The organism is Streptomyces sp. 2P-4 (assembly GCF_030167965.1).
GTDB classification, from domain to species: Bacteria; Actinomycetota; Actinomycetes; order Streptomycetales; family Streptomycetaceae; genus Streptomyces; species Streptomyces globosus_A.
In genome coordinates, this window is the sequence record NZ_CP095011.1 from 5,658,231 (window position 1) to 5,675,416 (window position 17,186).

Consider the following 17,186-nt stretch of genomic DNA (forward strand, 5'->3'; position numbering starts at 1 on the left):
TGGGGCCGGGGTTCAGTGAAGTCGTACGGGTGAGGGGAGCGCCGAGGATGTCGCCAATGTCTGGGCCGCCGGGCGGGCACGCGGGTGCCGGGTCGCCGGGCCGGTCCGCCGCGGCCGCAGGGCCGGTCGCCTTCAAGGCGGCCTGCACCGAGTGCCGGGCCCGCTTCGAGCTGGACGCGGCCGCCCTGCGGCTGGTCATCGGCGGCAGCCGGCGGACCACCTTCTACTCCTTCACCTGCCCCCGGTGCGGATCGGCCGTCCGCAAGCCGGCCGGGGAGCGGATCGTCGAGCTCCTGACCGGCGGCGGCGTGAGCACCCTGCGCAGCGTCTGACGCCGCCGGTGGCCTAGGCTCGTCCCATGCTGTGGCCGATGCTCGCAATCGCCCTGGGGTTCCTCGGGCTCACCGTCCTCGCCGTCCTGGCCCTGCGGGTCTTCGCCGAGGTGCGCCGGCTGTCCGGCCAGGTCGCCCTGGCCAGCCGCCGTATCGCCGAGGCCTCGGGGGACCTGGAGCAGGCGGCAGCCGACCTGGCCCGGGCGGGCCGGACGGCGGGCCGCTGACCCGGCCGGCGGCCGCAAGGCCGGGGGGCGGCGGCCCGTGGCATGCACGCACCAGCCCCGTACCGTCTGTCGGAGCGGTGCGCAAGACGGTATACGCCGGGGGATTGCCGGACGTTAACCCCAGGGGGTTACGATCCTTGCAGCGGCCGTGTCGGATCACCCTGCGCGTCCGCCCGACCACAACCAGCCGTCCGGTGAGAAGGAAGACCACATGATCGGCAATCTGAAGCCCCTCGAGATCCTTCTGATCATCGCTGTCATCGTCCTGCTGTTCGGCGCGAAGAAGCTTCCCGAGATGGCCCGCTCCCTCGGCAAGTCGGCCCGCATCCTCAAGAGCGAGGCCAAGGCCATGAAGAACGAGAACGCCGCCGCCGACGACGCCGCCGCCGCGCGCACCGCCGACCCGGCGCCGCAGCAGGCCGCCCCGCGCACCATCAAGGCCGCGCCCGGCGACGTGACCAGCTCCCGCCCCGTCGCCGAGCCGAACCACACCGCCCAGGGCTGATCCTCCGGAACCGGCCGCGGTCACGACCGGGCCGCGATCACGGGACGACCGGTCATCGATGCGAGACGAGGGACGTGGGTTGCTCAAGTCTGCCCGCAAGCAGGACAAGCAAGGCAAGCAGCACAAGGACGCCGAAGGGCGCATGCCGCTGGTCGAGCACCTGCGTGAGCTGAGAAACCGCCTGCTGAAGTCGGTCCTGGCGATCCTCGTGATCACCATCGTGGCGGCCTTCTTCTACAAGGGCATCATCGACTTCCTGCTGAAGCCGATGCTGGACTCCGTCGGCTGCACCAACGGCGTGGTCTCGCAGCGCAACGGCCGCCCCTGCGCCGACATGACGGTCAACGGCCTCATCGCCCCCATCTCGATCGCCCTCAAGGTCTCCCTCATGGCCGGCGTGGTCCTCTCCGCCCCGGTCTGGCTCTACCAGCTGTGGGCGTTCGTCGCCCCCGGCCTGCACAGCCACGAGAAGAAGTACGCGATGGGCTTCGTCGCCGTCGGCGCGCCGCTCTTCGGCGCCGGCGCCGTCCTCGCCTACCGCCTGCTCCCGCAGACCGCGACGATCCTCCTCGACTTCACCCCCGAGCACGCCCGCAACCTGCTCCCGGTCGACGACTACCTCGACCTCGTCACCCGCATGGTCATCGTCTTCGGCCTCGCCTTCGAGCTGCCGCTGCTGCTGATCCTGCTGAACTTCACCGGCGTCGTCACCGCCAAGCGCCTCGCCGGCTGGTGGCGCGGCATGATCCTCGGCATCACGGTCTTCGCCGCGTTCGCGACGCCCACCGGCGACCCGCTGACCATGCTCTCCCTCGCCGCGCCGATCGTCGCCCTGTACTTCCTCGCGCTCGGCGTCTGCCTGGTCAACGACCGCAGGCGGCGCCGCAACGACCCCGACGCGGGGCTCTCCGACGACGAGGCCGCCGACCTGGACCTCACCCCCGCCCCGATCGGCGCCGTCGAAACGGTCCCGGCCCCGGCCGCCCTGCCCGAGCAGGCCGACGGAGGCACCCGCCGGGTCAACGGTTACGACGACGCGACCTGACAGGTACATTCACCGGGGTGAGCGCCGAGATCACCCTCTTCGTCAACCCGGCCGCGGGGCGCGGCCGGGGCGCGCACGCCGCGCAGCCGGCCGCCGCCGCGCTCCGGTCCGCCGGGTTCCACGTCCGCACGGTCGTCGGCACCGACGCCGGGGACGCCCTGGCCCGGCTGCGCACCGCCGTTCGCGGCGGCACCGGCGCGGTGGTCGCCGTCGGCGGCGACGGGGTGGTCTCCCTCGCGCTCCAGGCCCTCGCCGGGACGCTCGTCCCGCTCGGCGTCGTCGCGGTCGGGACCGGCAACGACTTCGCCCGCTCCCTCGGGCTCCCCGTCCGCGAGCCCGCCCGCGCGGGGCGGCTGGCCGCCGAGGCGCTGAAGGAGAGCCGCTTCCGCGAGATCGACCTGGGCCGGGCCGCCGGCACCTGGTTCGCCACCGTGCTGTGCTCCGGCTTCGACTCGCGGGTCAACGACCGCGGCAACCGGATGCGGCTGCCCGCCGGCCGCTTCAAGTACGACCTCGCCATGCTGGCCGAGCTCGCCGCCTTCCGGCCGTTCCCGTACCGGATCACCCTCGACGACGGCCCCGCCCTGGAGACCGAGGCCACCCTCGTCGCCGTCGGCAACGGGCCCTCCTACGGCGGCGGCATGCGGATCTGCGCGGACGCCGCCCCCGACGACGGCCTCTTCGACGTCGTGGTCGTCGGCGACTGCAGCCGCACCACCCTCCTCACCGTCTTCCCCCAGGTCTACCGGGGCACCCACCTCGGCCACCCCGCCGTCACCGTGCACCGCGCGGCCAAGGTCACCCTGGAGTCCCCGGGCCTGACCGCCTGGGCCGACGGCGAGCCCGTCGCCCCGCTGCCCGTGACCGCCGCCTGCGTCCCCGGAGCCGTCCGCGTCCTCGCGTGACCGGGCCCGCCGCCGAGGGTGCGGGAGGCCCCGGAGCGGGCATAAAGATCGCGACTGTTGTCGGAGGCGACGGGTAGGCTCGACTACAAGATGACCGAGGAACTCTCACCCGCCGAGCGGTACGCCGCCGCCCGGATCCGCGCCGCCGAAGAGGCCACCGCGCTGGCCCCCTTCCGCGAGCTGTACGACTTCGACCTGGACGGCTACCAGGTCGACGCCTGCAAGGCGCTGGAAGCCGGCAAGGGCGTGCTGGTCGCCGCCCCCACCGGGTCCGGCAAGACCATCGTCGGCGAGTTCGCCGTCCACCTGGCCCTGCGGCAGGGCCGCAAGTGCTTCTACACGACGCCGATCAAGGCCCTGTCGAACCAGAAGTACACGGACCTCGTCAAGCGCTACGGCGCCGACAAGGTCGGCCTGCTGACCGGCGACAACAGCGTCAACTCCGAAGCGCCCGTGGTCGTCATGACCACCGAGGTGCTCCGCAACATGCTGTACGCGGGCTCCCAGTCGCTGCTCGGCCTCGGCTACGTCGTCATGGACGAGGTCCACTACCTCTCCGACCGGTTCCGCGGCGCCGTCTGGGAGGAGGTCATCATCCACCTCCCCGAGTCGGTGACCCTCGTCTCCCTCTCCGCCACCGTCTCCAACGCGGAGGAGTTCGGCGACTGGCTCGACACCGTCCGCGGCGACACCGAGGTGATCGTCTCCGAGGAGAGGCCCGTCCCGCTGTGGCAGCACGTCATGGCCGGCCGCCGCATCTACGACCTCTTCGAGGAGGAGACCGACCACGGCGGTCGCGGCTCCGCCCGCCGCGAGGTCAACCCCGACCTGCTCCGCATGGCGCGCGAGGAGAACAGCCGCACCTACAACCCGCGGGACCGGCGCCGCGGCAAGATGGTCCGCGAGGCCGACCGCGAACGCGAACGGCGCTCCCGCAGCCGCATCTGGACCCCGGGCCGCCCCGAGGTCATCGCCCGCCTCGACGGCGACGGGCTGCTCCCCGCCATCAACTTCATCTTCAGCCGCGCCGGCTGCGAAGCCGCCGTCCAGCAGTGCCTCTTCGCCGGACTCCGCCTGAACGACGAGGCGGCCCGGCTGAAGGTCCGCACCCTCGTCGAGGAGCGGACCGCCTCCATCCCGGCCGAAGACCTGCACGTCCTCGGCTACTACGAATGGCTCGAAGGCCTGGAGCGCGGCATCGCCGCCCACCACGCCGGCATGCTGCCCACCTTCAAGGAGGTCGTGGAGGAGCTCTTCACCCGCGGCCTGGTCAAGGCCGTCTTCGCCACCGAGACCCTCGCCCTCGGCATCAACATGCCCGCCCGCACGGTCATCCTGGAAAAGCTCGTCAAGTGGAACGGCGAGCAGCACGCCGACATCACCCCCGGCGAGTACACCCAGCTCACCGGCCGCGCCGGCCGCCGCGGCATCGACGTCGAGGGCCACGCCGTCGTGCTCTGGCAGCGCGGCATGGACCCCGCCCAGCTCGCCGGCCTCGCCGGCACCCGCACGTACCCGCTGCGCTCCAGCTTCAAGCCGTCCTACAACATGGCCGTCAACCTCGTGCAGCAGTTCGGCCGGCACCGCTCGCGGGAGCTCCTGGAGACCTCCTTCGCGCAGTTCCAGGCCGACCGCTCCGTCGTCGGGATCTCCCGCCAGGTCCAGCGCAACGAGGAGGGCCTCGCCGGCTACCGCGAGGGCATGACCTGCCATCTCGGGAACTTCGAGGAGTACGCGCAGCTGCGCCGCGACCTGAAGGACCGCGAGACGGAACTCGCCAAGCAGGGCGCAGCCCAGCGCCGCGCACAGGCGGCGTCCTCGCTGGAGCGGCTCAAGCCGGGCGACGTCATCCACGTCCCCACCGGCAAGTTCGCCGGGCTCGCCCTCGTCCTCGACCCGGGCGTTCCGGCCGGGCGGGTCCACGGGCACCGCGGCCACGAGTACGCCGAAGGGCCGCGCCCGCTCGTCCTGACCGCCGAACGGCAGGTCAAGCGGCTCGCCTCCATCGACTTCCCCGTCCCCGTCGAGCCCATCGACCGGATGCGGATCCCGCGGACCTTCAACCCCCGCTCCCCGCAGTCCCGCAGGGACCTGGCGTCCGCGCTGCGTGCCAAGGCCGGGCACGTCACCGTCGAGCGCAGCCGCCGCGGCCGCTCCGCCGCCGCAGACGACCGGGAGATCACCCGGCTGCGCGCCGCACTGCGGGCGCACCCCTGCCACGGCTGCGACGAGCGCGAGAACCACGCCCGCTGGGCCGAGCGCTACCTGCGGCTGGCCCGCGACACCAAGGCCCTGGAGCGGCGCATCGAGGGCCGGACGAACACCATCGCCCGCACCTTCGACCGCATCCACGCGCTCCTGACGGAGCTCGACTACCTCCGCGAGGACGAGGTGACCGAGCACGGCAGGCGCCTGGCCCGGCTCTACGGCGAACTCGACCTGCTCGCCTCCGAGTGCCTGCGCGCCGGCGTGTGGGAGGGCCTGAGCCCGGCGGAGCTGGCCGCCTGCGTCTCGGCGCTGGTCTTCGAGGCCCGCCAGTCCGACGACGCGGTCGCCCCGAAGGTCCCGGGCGGGGCCGCGAAGGCGGCGCTCGGCGAGATGGTCCGCATCTGGGGCCGCCTCGACGCGCTGGAGGAGGAGCACCGCATCAACCAGGCGGAGGGCGTGGGCCAGCGCGAGCCCGACCTGGGCTTCGCGTGGGCCGCGTACCAGTGGGCGTCGGACCGGAGCCTGGACGAGGTGCTGCGCGAGGCCGACATGCCGGCCGGCGACTTCGTGCGCTGGTGCAAGCAGGTCATCGACGTCCTCGGGCAGATCGCCGCGGCTGCGCCGCCCGCGGGACAGGGCGGCAGCACCGTCGCGCGCAACGCCCGCAAGGCCGTCGACGCACTCCTGCGCGGTGTAGTGGCCTACAGCTCGGTCGGCTAGCTCCTTTTGGGGCTTCCTCCGAAGACGCGATGGCGGGATCTCATCTCCTGCCGTGATCGTTTCCGGACGGCCCCGTGCGACGATCGAGCCATGACCAGGGCGATCGGCGAGGGGCCGAGACGGGTCGGCCGGCCGCGCGCCGACCGGCGGAGACCACAGACGGGACGGCCGCCGCGCGCGGAACTCCTCTGTGCGGCGGCCGAGTTGTTCACCGTTCGCGGGTACGCGGCCACCACCACCCGGACGGTGGCCGAGCGGGCCGGGCTGCGCCAGGCCACGCTCTACCACTACTTCGGCGGCAAGGAGGAACTCCTCGCCGAACTGCTGGAGTCGACGGTCGCCCCGTCGCTGCGGCTGGCCCGGCCGCTCCTCGCGGACCGCGCCCGGCCCGCCGAGCAGCGGCTGTGGGAGCTGTGCCGCTCGGACGTGCTGCTGCTGTGCGGAGGCCCGTACCACCTCGGCGCCCTCTACCTGCTGCCCGAGGTGGCCGGATCGCGGTTCGCACGCTTCCGGCGGATGCGCGCGGAGCTGCGCGAGGCCTACGGCACGCTGCTCGCCGCGACTCCGGCAGGCGCCGAACTCGCAGCGGACCGGGCGGCCCTGGCCCTGCGGGGGGACCTCGTCTTCGGACTGGTCGAGGGCGCCATGCTGATCCGCCGGTCGGACCCGGCCCGGCCGGTGGCGGCCTTCGCGGAGGCCGTGGCGGACGCCGCGCTGCGGATCGCCGGTGCGGAGCGCGAGGGGGAGTGCGCGGGCGTCCCAGCCTTCTAGCCGGAGGCCGCGTCCGGGGCGGTGCCGCCCGGTCCGGCCTCCCATGCGGCGCGGTCGTCCCAGGCGGTGAGGCGCAGGCTGCTCTCGAAGCGGTGCACGGCGCCGGTGACCGGGTCGGTGAACGCCAGCGTGCGGGCCAGGAGTTGCAGGGGGCGGCGGAAGTCGTCCGGTGCCGGGTCGGTGATCTGGGGGTAGACCGGGTCGCCGAGGATCGGCAGGCCCAGGGCGTTCATGTGGACCCGCAGCTGGTGGGTGCGGCCGGTGTGCGGGGTGAGCCGGTAGCGGCCGAGCCCGCCGCGGGCGGCGGTGAGTTCGACAGTGCTCTCGGCGTTCGGCTCGCCGGGGACCTCGCTCGCGCCGATGACCCCGCGGACCTTCTCGATGCGGGAGCGGACCGTGCGGGGCAGCTCCACGGCCGGGTCGTGGGCGGCGAGGGCCTCGTACTCCTTGCGGACGCGCCGCTCGGCGAACAGCTGCTGGTAGGCGCCGCGGTCCTGCGGGCGGATGCTGAACATCACCAGTCCCGCGGTGAGACGGTCCAGCCGGTGCGCCGGGCTCAGCTCGGGCAGGTCCAGCTCGGCGCGGAGCCGGGCCAGGGCGGTCTGCACGATGTGGCTGCCGCGCGGGGTGGTCGCCAGGAAGTGCGGCTTGTCGACGACCAGCAGGTGCGCGTCGCGGTGGACGACGCCGATCGGGAACGGCACCACCGGCTCGGGGTCCATGTCCCGGTGGAACCACAGGTAGGAATGCGGCTCGTACGGGTCGCCGGCGCGCAGGACGCGCCCGCCCGCGCCGAGGATCCGGCCGGCGGCCAGCAGCCGGGGCACGGATGCGGCGCCGCGGGTGCCGGCGTACCGCTCGGTGAGGTAGCTGCCCAGGTCGGGCCAGCGGCCCTCGCGGTCGGCGGGCAGCCGCAGCCGGACGGGGTCGATGCCGGCGACCTGGGGGAGCGGGGAGGGCGGTATGCGGGTCTTTCTCATCGCGTCCAGGCTACGGCCGCTCGGCCACCGGCGGGTCGAGGCGCCCGTGCGGCTGCGGACCGGGCGGGGGAGGGGGCCGGGCGCCGCCGCGACCGGTGCGGCCGCGGCGGGCGCGAGGCTGGTGCGCACGAGCCCGGTGTGGGGCCCGGCAGCCCGGCCCGCCCGTCGGCCGGCCGGGCCCCGGGGTCAGGCCGCGGCGTCCTGCTCGGCGATGATGCGGGCGTTCCACTCGCGCTTGATCGCGCGCCAGCCCTCGTCGGTCTCGCCCAGGCGCCAGTACCCGGAGATCGACAGCCGCTCCTTGGGGATTCCGCGCTCCAGGCGCAGGTGGCGCCGCAGCTCCTTGACGAAGCCGGCCTCGCCGTGGACGAAGGCGTGCACGTCGCGGGAGGGGAAGTCCATCGACGTCACCGCCTCGACCAGGGCCTGGCCGACCGGGCGCCCGGCGCGGTGCAGCCACACCGGGACGATGCCGTCGGGGGTCGCGAACCTCTGCTCGTCCTCGGGGCCCTCCACCTCCACCAGCGCGTGGACGCGGGCGCCGGCCGGCATCCGCTCCATCGCCGCCGCGATGGCGGGCAGGGCGCTGTCGTCACCGACGAGCAGGTGCCAGTCGGCGGCCGGGTCGGGCGCGTACGCGCCGCCGGGGCCGAGGAAGCGGACCAGCTCGCCCGGCGTCGCCTGCGCGGCCCACGGGCCGGCGAGCCCCTCGTCGCCGTGGACGACGAAGTCGATCGTCAGCTCCAGGTGCGCCGGATCCCAGCTGCGGACCGTGTACGCGCGCTGCCGCGGCCACGCGGACGGCGGGAACTGCGCACGGATCCGCTGCAGGTCCCACGGCGCCGGGTAGGTGACCCCCTCCGGCGCGAACAGCAGCTTGATGTAGTGGTCCGTGAACTCGCCCGCGCTGAATCGGGCCAGTCCGGCGCCACCCAGAACCACCCGCACCATGTGCGGCGTGAGCCGCTCGGTACGCACGACGACTGCAGTGCCTACCTCGCGGGCGCGTCCTTCTGCCACGGCGTCTCCCCTGACTCACCTGAAACTTAGGATTGCCTAAGTTAGCATCTCAGGCAAGCAGGGACGCACGCAGGCGCGCCACCGCCCCGCCCAGACCCCACCTCCGCGCCAGCGCGTCCAGGAGCTCCGGCTCCGCCGGCTCCGACGGCAGCGCCGGGTCGAAGTCGGGCAGCGGCACGTCCGTGGCGACCCGCACCACCTTGGGCGCCACCGCCAGGTACGGGCCGGCCTCCTGCAGCCGCCGGCGCTGCGTCGGCGTCAGCTTCGACCCGGGGTCGGCCGCCGCCGCGACGATCCCCGCCAGGTCCCCGTACGCCTCCAGCAGCTTCGCCGCCGTCTTCTCGCCGATCCCCGGCACCCCGGGCAGCCCGTCGCTCGGGTCGCCGCGCAGCAGGGCCAGATCCGCGTACCCGGGGCCGTCCACCCCGTACTTCGCCCGCAGCCACTCCCCGTCGGCGACCTGGAGGGTGCCGACGCCCTTCAGCGGGTACAGCACGCGGCGCTGCCGGCCGTCGTCCACCAGCTGGTAGAGGTCCCGGTCGCCCGTGACGATGTCCACGGGCCCGGTGGCGCGCGCCGTGAGCGTGCCGATCACGTCGTCCGCCTCGTACCCGGGCACGCCCACCCGGGCGATCCCGAAGGCGTCCAGGGCCGCCTCGATGATCGGGACCTGCGGCGCCAGCGTGTCCGGGGTCTCCTCGACATCCGGCCCGGCCGCCGTCTCCTCGGCCACGCGGTGCGCCTTGTACGAGGGGATCAGCTCCACCCGCCAGTGCGGCCGCCAGTCGGCGTCCATACAGGCCACGAGATCGTCGGGGCGGTGGTCCTGGACCAGGCGCCCGATGAAGTCCAGCAGCCCGCGCACGGCGTTCACCGGAGTGCCGTCCGGGGCCTTCACGGATTCCGGTACGCCGAAGTAGGCGCGGAAGTAGAGGGAGGCGGTGTCCAGCAGCATCAGCCGTCGAGTGCTCGTCATGACGGCGATCATGCCGCACCCCGCCGACGGGCGCGGCTGCGGCGGAAAAGACCGGAAAGAGACGCACGCATGACCGGGAGGCGAACACCGGTTTCACGCGCGGCGTAGCCCCGTCCGCTCCTGCACGCGAAACCGGGGGCGGTTGCTGCGTAAGGTGCTTACAGCACACTCCCGTGCGACGGACGCCGACGTACGCCGACAGACCTGACAAAGGGGAGGGCAGCCCCGCCATGGACGACAGGGACGGCTCGGAGGACAAGGAACGGGACAAGGACGCCAAGGAACCGCTCCGGGTGGGCGTGGCCGTGCGCAAGCGGCGCCGGGCCCTCCACCTCACCCTCGCCGCCGTATCGGCGCGCAGCGGACTGTCGGTGCCCTTCCTCAGCCAGATAGAGAACGAACGGGCCCGCCCCAGCATGCGCTCCCTCGAACGGGTCGCGGACGCGCTGGAGACCACGGCCGTCGAACTGCTCGCGGCCTCCGACACGGCGCGCACCGTCGACCTCGTACGCGCCGGCGACGAGTCCGGGCTGACCCCGCTCCCCGGCGTGCGCCCCCTCGTGCGCGGACACCACCAGCTCCACGCCATGGAGTTCACCGGCGACCAGGACGCCGGCCGCGAGTACCAGCACCGCAACGACGAGCTCATGTACGTCGTCTCCGGCGCCTGCCAGGTCGAGGCCGAGGGCCGCGCCTACCGCCTGGAGTGCGGCGACGCCCTGTTCCTCTCCGGCGGCGTCCGCCACCGCTGGAGGGCCGTCACCGAGGACACCCGGATACTCGTCGTCGCCGTCGGGGAGCACATCCACGCCTCCTCCGAGCCGCCCTCGCCGGGACACTGACCGGCCGTGCGCGTCGTCTCGCTCGTCCCCTCGCTGACCGAGGCCGTCGCGGCCACCGCACCCGGCCTGCTCGCCGGCGTCACCGACTGGTGCACCCACCCCGCCGGCCTCGACCGGCGGGGTGCGGTCCGCATCGGCGGCACCAAGAACCCCGACGTCCCCGCGATCACCGCGCTCCGCCCCGACCTGGTGATCGCCAACGAGGAGGAGAACCGGGCCCCCGACCTCGACGCCCTGCGCGCCGCGGGCCTCGACGTCCTGGTCACCGAGGTGCGCACGCTGCCGCAGGCGCTGGACGAACTGGACCGGCTCCTGACGGGGGCGCTCGGACTGCCCCGGCCCCGCTGGCTCGACGAGGCGGAGCGGGCATGGGCCGGCCTGCCGCGCCCGGCCGCGCCGCTGAGGGCCGTCGTACCGGTGTGGCGGCGGCCCTGGATGGTGCTCGGCCGGGACACCTTCGCCGGGGACCTCCTGGCCCGGCTCGGCGTGGAGAACGTCTACGCCGGGCACGCCGAGCGCTACCCGCGGGTGGATCCGGCGGACCGGGCCGCCGCCGGCTGCGACCTGGTGGTGCTGCCGGACGAGCCGTACGCCTTCACCCGCGAGGACGGCCCGGAGGCGTTCCCCGGCCGCCCGGCCGCGCTCGTCAGCGGCCGCCACCTCACCTGGTACGGGCCCTCGCTCGCCGAGGCGCCCCGGGTCCTGGCCGCGGAGCTGGCCGCGGCCCGCTGAACCGCCCCGCCCCGGCCGTCAGCGGGGGAGGAGGCGGCCCGCCGCCAGGCCGCGCACCGTGTGCACGGCGGCCGCCAGCCAGGCGGCCGCCAGGCACAGGAACAGCGCCCAGGCCAGCCACCCGTACGCGGCCAGCCCCGTGTGCCGGGCCAGTCCGGCCGCGCCGGTGACGCAGGTGCCGACGGGGAAGGTCAGCGCCCACCAGGTCATCGCGAACCCCATCCCCCTCCTGGCCGCCCGCACCAGCAGCGCACCGGCCAGCGCCAGCCACAGCAGCGCGAAACCGAGCACGGGGACTCCGTACACGACGGCGAAACCGGCCAGCGCGCCGGCGTACGGGGCGCCGATCGCCCCCGGGGCCGCGTCGGCGAGCTGCCCGGCCGCGGTGGTGGACTGCCCCAGCGGCCCCAGCACCAGGAACAGGGTCGGCGTCAGCACCGCCGGGAGCGGCCCGCCGACCAGCAGCCGCCCGAACAGCAGCGGCAGCACCAGCAGCGTCGCCAGCAGACTCATCCCGAACAGCGCGAAGCAGCCCAGCAGCAGCGCCTCCCGCGCCTGCCCGGCCGGCAGGTGCGGTACCAGCAGGGGGCCGACCGCCGCGGACACCATGGGGGAGACCAGCGGCAGCAGCCACACCGGGGATGCCTGCGAGGCCCGCACCTCGTGCCGCACCACCATCAGGTACGGCACCGCCACGGCCGTGGCCAGGCCGAGCACCGTGCCGGCGCCGAAGAGCACCGCGTCCGCGGCGAGCGCCGCCCGCTCCCCGAGCACGTCCCGCCCGACGGTGAGCGTGCCCGCGCCGACGGCCAGCAGCGCCATCGACAGGCAGCCGTGGAACGGGGCGACCGCCGGGTCGAGGAGGTGGGCGCGCGCCTGGTCCCGGTGGTGCAGCCAGTGGCCCGCCCGGGCGGCCAGGACGAGCGCCAGTACCGCGACGGACAGCGCCCACACGGCGACGCATGCCGTGCGCTGCCCCGGCAGCTGGTGCGGGAGCGCCGCCCCGGCGGTGGCAATGATCGCCGTGCCCATCACGCAGGCGTACCAGTTGGGGCCGAAGTGGCGCAGGGCGGGAAGGGGCCGGCGCGCTGCGCGGGCCGGGTGGGCCCCGGGAGCGGCGGCGGGCGCGGTGCGGGTGGCGGACGCGCGGGGAGGGACGGTGGTGCTGGCCATGGGCCCAGCCTCACCCGGCAAAGCCCCGGGCGGCAGAGGCCGCACACCTATGAGGCCATAAACTGACTTTATGGGTAACGAGGAGTGGGTTCCGCTGGTGCACCGGGTGCCGGACCTGGGCGCGCTGGAGCTGCTGCTCGCCGTCGCGCGCCTGGGCAGCCTCAGCGGCGCCGCCAAGCACATGGGCATCACGCAGCCCGCCGCCAGCAGCCGGATCCGCGCGATGGAGGCCCGGCTCGGCGTCGCCCTCGTCGACCGCTCGCCCCGCGGCTCCACCCTCACCGCGGAGGGCGCGCTCGTCACCGACTGGGCCCGCCGGGTGGTGGAGGCCGCCGAGGCCTTCGACGCCGGCGCCCAGGCCCTGCGCGGGCGCCGCGACTCGCGGCTGCGCGTGGCCGCCAGCATGACCATCGCCGAGTACCTGCTGCCCGGCTGGCTGATCGCCCTGCGCGGGCAGCGGCCCGGCACGGCCGTCTCCCTCCAGGCCGGGAACTCGGCGCTGGTCGCGCGGCGGGTCCTCGCTCACGACGCGGACCTCGGCTTCGTCGAGGGCCTGACCGTCCCCGACGGGCTGGACGCGGCGGTGATCGCCGAGGACCGGCTCGTGGTCGCCGTCGCCCCGGAGCACCCGTGGGCGCGCCGCACCAAGGGCGTGGAGGCGGCCGAACTGGCCTCGACCCCGCTCATCCTCCGCGAGCGCGGCTCGGGTACCCGGCAGGTGCTCGACGGGGCGCTGGCCGACTGCGGCGGGCTCGCCGCGCCGCTGCTGGAACTGGCCTCGACGACCGCCGTCAAGGCCGCGGCCGTAAGCGGCGCCGGCCCCTGCGTCCTGTCCGAGCTCGCCCTCGGCGACGAGCTCGCCGCCCGCCGCCTGGTCCAGGTCCCCGTCACGGGCGCGGCCCTGGGGCGGGCCCTGCGGGCGGTGTGGCCCGCCGGCTCCCGCCCGGCCGGCCCGGCCCGGGACCTGCTGTCGCTCACCCGCGTCCGGCCCTGACCGGCCGGCCCGTACGCACCGGCCCGGGGGCGCGTCAGCGGCCGCGCCGCGTCGGGTCGTCCGCGTCCTGCGGCCACCCGTAGCCGGTGCGCGGCGGCTCCGGTACGGCGCCCATCGCCGCCAGGTCCCGGTCGGCGGCCCGCATCAGCTGCCCCGCCAGATCCCGCATGGCCCGGCTCGCCGCGAGCTCGTCGCCGATCGCCGGAACCTCGACGTCCTCCGGGTTGCAGCGCGCCGAGCCGCGGCCGACCAGCTTCGCCGTCCCCGTGTCCAGCACGGCGCGGGCACGGGTCGTCCCGCCCTCCTCCGTGAGCGAGACTCCGACCGTCCATTCCGCGGTGTGTGTCATGGCGCGCCCCGTCACTCTGCGATCTCGGTCCGTTCCCACCACTCGAACACGGGCAGACTGCCCTCCGGGCCGTCCTGCCGGCGCGCCGTGGCCCGGAAGTGCTCGTACCCGCCGCGGTGCGGGACCTTCACGTCCTCGCCGGGAGAGGGGGCGTCGACGACCCGCTCGGACAGGTCCGCCGGCCCGCCTTCCAGCACAGCCTTGTTCGTCATGCCTCCAGTCTTCCGACCTGCCGGGCGGCCCGCACGTCGGCGCATGCGGCGGCCGGACCGGCCGCCGCTCAGCGCGACTCGACGGGCGTGCGGGCGGCCGCGGCCCCGACGAGCGCCCCCACCACCCGGGTGTCCTTGTCGTGCTCCGGATGCCACTGCACGCCGAGCACCCACCGGTCGGGGCCGGGCAGTTCGACCGCCTCGACCGTGCCGTCGACCGCGTGCGCCGACGCGACCAGGCCCCGGCCCAGCCGGTCGACGGCCTGGTGGTGGTAGGTGGGCACCTCCGCCTCCTCCGGGACGAGCGCCGCGTAGCGCGTACCGGGCACCGGGCGGACCGGGTGCCAGGACATGACGCCCGGCTGGTGCAGGTGTCCGTCGATGTGCTGGACCAGGGTGCCGCCGAGGGCGACGTTGAGCGCCTGCATGCCGCGGCAGATGCCGAGCAGTGGCACGCCCGCGTCGAGGGCCGCCCCGATCAGGGCCAGCTCCCACTCGTCCCGCGCCGTCCCGGCCGGGCCCGTGCGCGGGTCGCGCGGCGCGCCGTAGCGGGCCGGGTCCACGTCCGGGCCGCCCGCGACGACCAGGCCGTCCAGCCTGCCCAGCACCTCCGCCGCGGCCCCCGGGGCGCAGTCCGGCGGGAGCAGCACGGCCGCACCGCCCGCCGCCTGGACGAGCTCGTAGTAGCCGGAGGGCACGAGGGACGCGGCGACGTCCCACACGCGGTAGCGGGCGGATTCCTCGACGTAGGTCGTGATGCCGATGAGCGGCCTGGGCACGGGGGCAACCTCCGGTGGCGGGTCGGTCGACGGGGGAGCGGGGGAGTGGGGGTACCCGGGGACCGGCGGTCAGTCCCGGGCCAGCTCGGCCTCTGCGCGGGCCAGCGCGGCGAACTCCTCCTCCGGCGCGGAGGCCACCAGGTGGTGCCGACTGTAGACCGCGAAGTAGGCGAGGGCGACGGCGTACACACCCAGGGCGATGAAGGCGGCGTCCCTGTCCACCAGGAAGGTGGCCGTGAGCGCCGCCAGCGCCAGGACGAACGCCGTGGCCGAGGTCGCCGTGCCGCCGGGCGTCCGGTACGGGCGCTCCAGGTGCGGCTCGCGGCGCCGCAGCACGATGTGGGACAGGGCCATCAGCGCGTAGGAGATCGTCGCGCCGAACACCGCGATGTTCAGCATCCGCGGCCCGTCGCCCGTCGCCGCGGCCAGCGCGAAGCCGATCGCGCCCGGGATGAGCAGCCCCAGGTAGGGGGCCTTGCGCCGGGAGGTCAGCGACAGGAAGCGGGGCAGGTAGCCCGCCCGCGACAGCGCGAACAGCTGGCGCGAGCCGGCGTAGATGAGGGAGAAGAACGAGGCCACCAGGCCGGCGAGGCCCGCGTAGTTGACGAACGTCTTCAGCCACGACAGTCCGGGGTTGCCCTCCAGGGCCACCACCAGCGGGTTCCCGGCGTCCTTGATCGCGTCGGCGCCGCGCGCCCCCGTCGAGGCGAGGAAGGTGAGCAGTGCCAGCAGCACCAGGACGCCCATGGAGATCGACAGCGCCCGCGGCATCGACCGGACCGGGTCCTTGGCCTCCTCTGCCGCCAGCGGCACCCCCTCGACGCCGAGGAAGAACCACATCCCGAACGGGAACGCCGCCCAGATCCCCAGCAGACCCAGCGGCAGCCACGAGTTGGCCCCGAACGCGGTGGTGTCCACGGCGATGTCGTCCAGCCGCGAGGCGTCGAACTCGGTGAACGCGCCGACGGCGAACACCACGAGCGCGGTCACGGCCACCGCGGTGACGACGAGGGAGAAGCGCAGTGCCTCGCCGACGCCCCACAGGTGGATGCCGATGAACACGGCGAAGCAGGCCAGGTACACGGGCCAGCCGGAGGTCAGGCCGAAGAGGTGCAGGGACTCGACGTAGTCGCCGATGAAGATGGAGATCGCGGCGGGTGCGAGCACGTACTCGATGAGGATCGCGGTGCCGGTCAGGAAGCCGCCCCAGGGGCCGAGGGCGCGCCGGGCGAAGCCGTAGCCGCCGCCCGCCGTCGGCAGGATGGCCGACAGCTCGGCCAGGGAGAAGACCAGGCAGGCGTACATGGCGCCCATCAGGACCGTGGCGGCGGCCAGGCCGCCGAAGCCGCCCTGGGCGAGGCCGATGTTCCAGCCGGAGAAGTCGCCGGAGACGACGTACGCGACGCCGAGGCCGGTCAGCAGCAGCCAGCCGGCGCTGCCGCGGCGCAGCGTGCGGCGCTCCAGGTAGGCGTCGCCGCCCCCGGCGGCGGATCGGGCGGTCTGCGGCACGGCGGTGTCCAGCCGTGCCCCGGTGTCTTCGGCCATGTGCGCTCCCGCTGCCCAGGACAATGGTTGTGCCGCGTACCTTTGCCGTAGGAGTGCGGGATGCGCAAGACCCCCGCGCAAAACAGGCGGGCCGGGCCGGGCGTGCGCACCCTCAGGCCAGGAAGCCGCGCAGCAGCGCGGCCGTGCCGCAGCAGTGCTCCCGCATCACCTCGCGGGCCGCGTCCGCGTCCCGCTCCAGGACCGCCTCCACCAGGGCGGCGTGCTGCTGCTGCGAGTGCTCCAGGTTCCGCACCAGCAGGGGTATGCAGTCCAGCAGGTCGTTGACGGCGGCCCGGACGGCCGCGTACTGCGCCGTCAGCGTCGGCGAGCCCGCCAGCTCGCACAGCGCCAGGTGGAAGAGCGTGTCCCGGCGGCGGTAGTCCGCCAGCGGCGCGTCCTGCGTCGCCGCCAGCGCCGCCAGCAGCCGTTCCGACTCCTCCTCGGACAGCCCCTGCGCGGCGCACAGCCCGGCCGCCCCCACCTCCAGGACCTCGCGGAAGCGCAGCACGTCCTCCAGGTCGACCCCCGCGACGCGCCGGCGCAGCTCGTCCTCGCCGCCGCCGACCGGGGTGTCCGGGCGCGGCAGGACGAACGTCCCCCCGTACCGGCCCCGCCGCGCCTCCACCAGCCCCTGCTCCTGGAGCACCTTGAGCACCTCGCGCAGTGTGACCCGGCTGATGCCCATCCGCTCCGCCAGCTCCCGCTCCGGCGGCAGCCGCTCCCCGGCCGGCACCAGGCCCAGCCGCACCACCTGCAGGATCTGCTCCAGCGCCTCCTCGAAGCCGCTGCCCGCCCGCACCTGCCGCAGGACCGGGTTCAGCCGCGCCATCGCGCCGCCCCCGCTCGCCGTGTCGGCCATCTCGGCCCCTCC

At 74.8% G+C, this 17,186-nt stretch carries 19 protein-coding genes; 10 read left to right on the forward strand and 9 right to left on the reverse strand.

Features of this window, described 5'->3' with window-relative positions; all coding sequences use genetic code 11:
* Positions 1-56 precede the first annotated feature (56 nt).
* From MUK52_RS25100 to MUK52_RS25130, 7 genes are all read left to right on the forward strand, one after another.
* The gene (locus tag MUK52_RS25100; protein ID WP_114056875.1) at positions 57-332 is read left to right on the forward strand and encodes a hypothetical protein; all 276 of its coding nucleotides are present in this window, start codon (positions 57-59) and stop codon (positions 330-332) included.
* Positions 333-358: 26 nt separating this feature from the next.
* Positions 359-559 (forward strand): hypothetical protein, encoded by a 201-nt coding sequence (locus MUK52_RS25105; protein WP_114056874.1) that lies wholly within the window; start codon positions 359-361, stop codon positions 557-559.
* Between the two features lie 211 nt (positions 560-770).
* A complete protein-coding gene (gene tatA / locus MUK52_RS25110) occupies positions 771-1,064 on the forward strand; it encodes a Sec-independent protein translocase subunit TatA (protein ID WP_284580194.1) in 294 nt (97 codons plus the stop codon).
* 79 nt (positions 1,065-1,143) lie between these two features.
* A complete protein-coding gene (gene tatC, locus MUK52_RS25115) occupies positions 1,144-2,109 on the forward strand; it encodes a twin-arginine translocase subunit TatC (protein ID WP_114056872.1) in 966 nt (321 codons plus the stop codon).
* A 17-nt stretch (positions 2,110-2,126) separates the two neighbouring features.
* Entirely contained in the window at positions 2,127-3,014 is an 888-nt protein-coding gene (locus MUK52_RS25120; RefSeq protein ID WP_284580198.1) for a diacylglycerol kinase, read from the forward strand.
* A gap of 90 nt (positions 3,015-3,104) precedes the next feature.
* Positions 3,105-5,942, forward strand: a complete 2,838-nt coding sequence (locus MUK52_RS25125) for a DEAD/DEAH box helicase (RefSeq protein ID WP_114056870.1) — start codon at positions 3,105-3,107, stop codon at positions 5,940-5,942.
* 90 nt (positions 5,943-6,032) lie between these two features.
* Positions 6,033-6,713 (forward strand): TetR/AcrR family transcriptional regulator, encoded by a 681-nt coding sequence (locus tag MUK52_RS25130; protein WP_284580201.1) that lies wholly within the window; start codon positions 6,033-6,035, stop codon positions 6,711-6,713.
* On the opposite strand, the gene MUK52_RS25135 is transcribed toward MUK52_RS25130, so the two are convergent.
* The 3 genes from MUK52_RS25135 to MUK52_RS25145 form a co-directional block, all read right to left on the reverse strand.
* On the reverse strand, positions 6,710-7,693 hold the full coding sequence (locus MUK52_RS25135; RefSeq protein ID WP_284580203.1) for a pseudouridine synthase: 984 nt from the start codon (positions 7,691-7,693) through the stop codon (positions 6,710-6,712). The genes MUK52_RS25130 and MUK52_RS25135 overlap by 4 nt on opposite strands.
* Positions 7,694-7,879: 186 nt before the next feature.
* Positions 7,880-8,713, reverse strand: a complete 834-nt coding sequence (locus MUK52_RS25140; protein WP_114056868.1) for a siderophore-interacting protein — start codon at positions 8,711-8,713, stop codon at positions 7,880-7,882.
* A gap of 49 nt (positions 8,714-8,762) precedes the next feature.
* Complete coding sequence (locus MUK52_RS25145) at positions 8,763-9,668, reverse strand: 5'-3' exonuclease (protein ID WP_114058824.1); 906 nt, start codon at positions 9,666-9,668, stop codon at positions 8,763-8,765.
* 251 nt (positions 9,669-9,919) lie between these two features.
* On the opposite strand from MUK52_RS25145, the gene MUK52_RS25150 reads away from it, so the two are divergent.
* Both MUK52_RS25150 and MUK52_RS25155 read left to right on the forward strand, forming a co-directional pair.
* Positions 9,920-10,531: a helix-turn-helix domain-containing protein gene (locus MUK52_RS25150; RefSeq protein ID WP_114056867.1), complete on the forward strand. Its 612-nt coding sequence runs from the start codon at positions 9,920-9,922 to the stop codon at positions 10,529-10,531.
* 6 nt (positions 10,532-10,537) lie between these two features.
* A complete protein-coding gene (locus MUK52_RS25155; protein ID WP_284580206.1) occupies positions 10,538-11,263 on the forward strand; it encodes a helical backbone metal receptor in 726 nt (241 codons plus the stop codon).
* Between the two features lie 18 nt (positions 11,264-11,281).
* On the opposite strand, the gene MUK52_RS25160 is transcribed toward MUK52_RS25155, so the two are convergent.
* Positions 11,282-12,436 (reverse strand): TDT family transporter, encoded by a 1,155-nt coding sequence (locus tag MUK52_RS25160; protein WP_284580207.1) that lies wholly within the window; start codon positions 12,434-12,436, stop codon positions 11,282-11,284.
* A 70-nt stretch (positions 12,437-12,506) separates the two neighbouring features.
* On the opposite strand from MUK52_RS25160, the gene MUK52_RS25165 reads away from it, so the two are divergent.
* Positions 12,507-13,430, forward strand: a complete 924-nt coding sequence (locus MUK52_RS25165) for a LysR family transcriptional regulator (RefSeq protein WP_114056864.1) — start codon at positions 12,507-12,509, stop codon at positions 13,428-13,430.
* Between the two features lie 34 nt (positions 13,431-13,464).
* On the opposite strand, the gene MUK52_RS25170 is transcribed toward MUK52_RS25165, so the two are convergent.
* The 5 genes from MUK52_RS25170 to MUK52_RS25190 all read right to left on the reverse strand — a co-directional run bounded on the left by MUK52_RS25170 (position 13,465) and on the right by MUK52_RS25190 (position 17,174).
* Positions 13,465-13,779 (reverse strand): DUF1876 domain-containing protein, encoded by a 315-nt coding sequence (locus tag MUK52_RS25170; protein ID WP_114056863.1) that lies wholly within the window; start codon positions 13,777-13,779, stop codon positions 13,465-13,467.
* Between the two features lie 11 nt (positions 13,780-13,790).
* Positions 13,791-13,991, reverse strand: coding sequence for a DUF5988 family protein (locus MUK52_RS25175; RefSeq protein WP_114056862.1), 201 nt, complete (start codon positions 13,989-13,991; stop codon positions 13,791-13,793).
* A 68-nt stretch (positions 13,992-14,059) separates the two neighbouring features.
* Positions 14,060-14,770 carry a gamma-glutamyl-gamma-aminobutyrate hydrolase family protein gene (locus MUK52_RS25180; RefSeq protein WP_284580211.1) on the reverse strand — a complete coding sequence of 237 codons (711 nt, stop codon included), beginning with the start codon at positions 14,768-14,770 and terminating at the stop codon, positions 14,060-14,062.
* A 69-nt stretch (positions 14,771-14,839) separates the two neighbouring features.
* Entirely contained in the window at positions 14,840-16,315 is a 1,476-nt protein-coding gene (gene eat / locus MUK52_RS25185; protein ID WP_284580213.1) for an ethanolamine permease, read from the reverse strand.
* 112 nt (positions 16,316-16,427) lie between these two features.
* The gene (locus MUK52_RS25190; RefSeq protein WP_114056860.1) at positions 16,428-17,174 is read right to left on the reverse strand and encodes a FadR/GntR family transcriptional regulator; all 747 of its coding nucleotides are present in this window, start codon (positions 17,172-17,174) and stop codon (positions 16,428-16,430) included.
* Positions 17,175-17,186 lie beyond the last annotated feature (12 nt).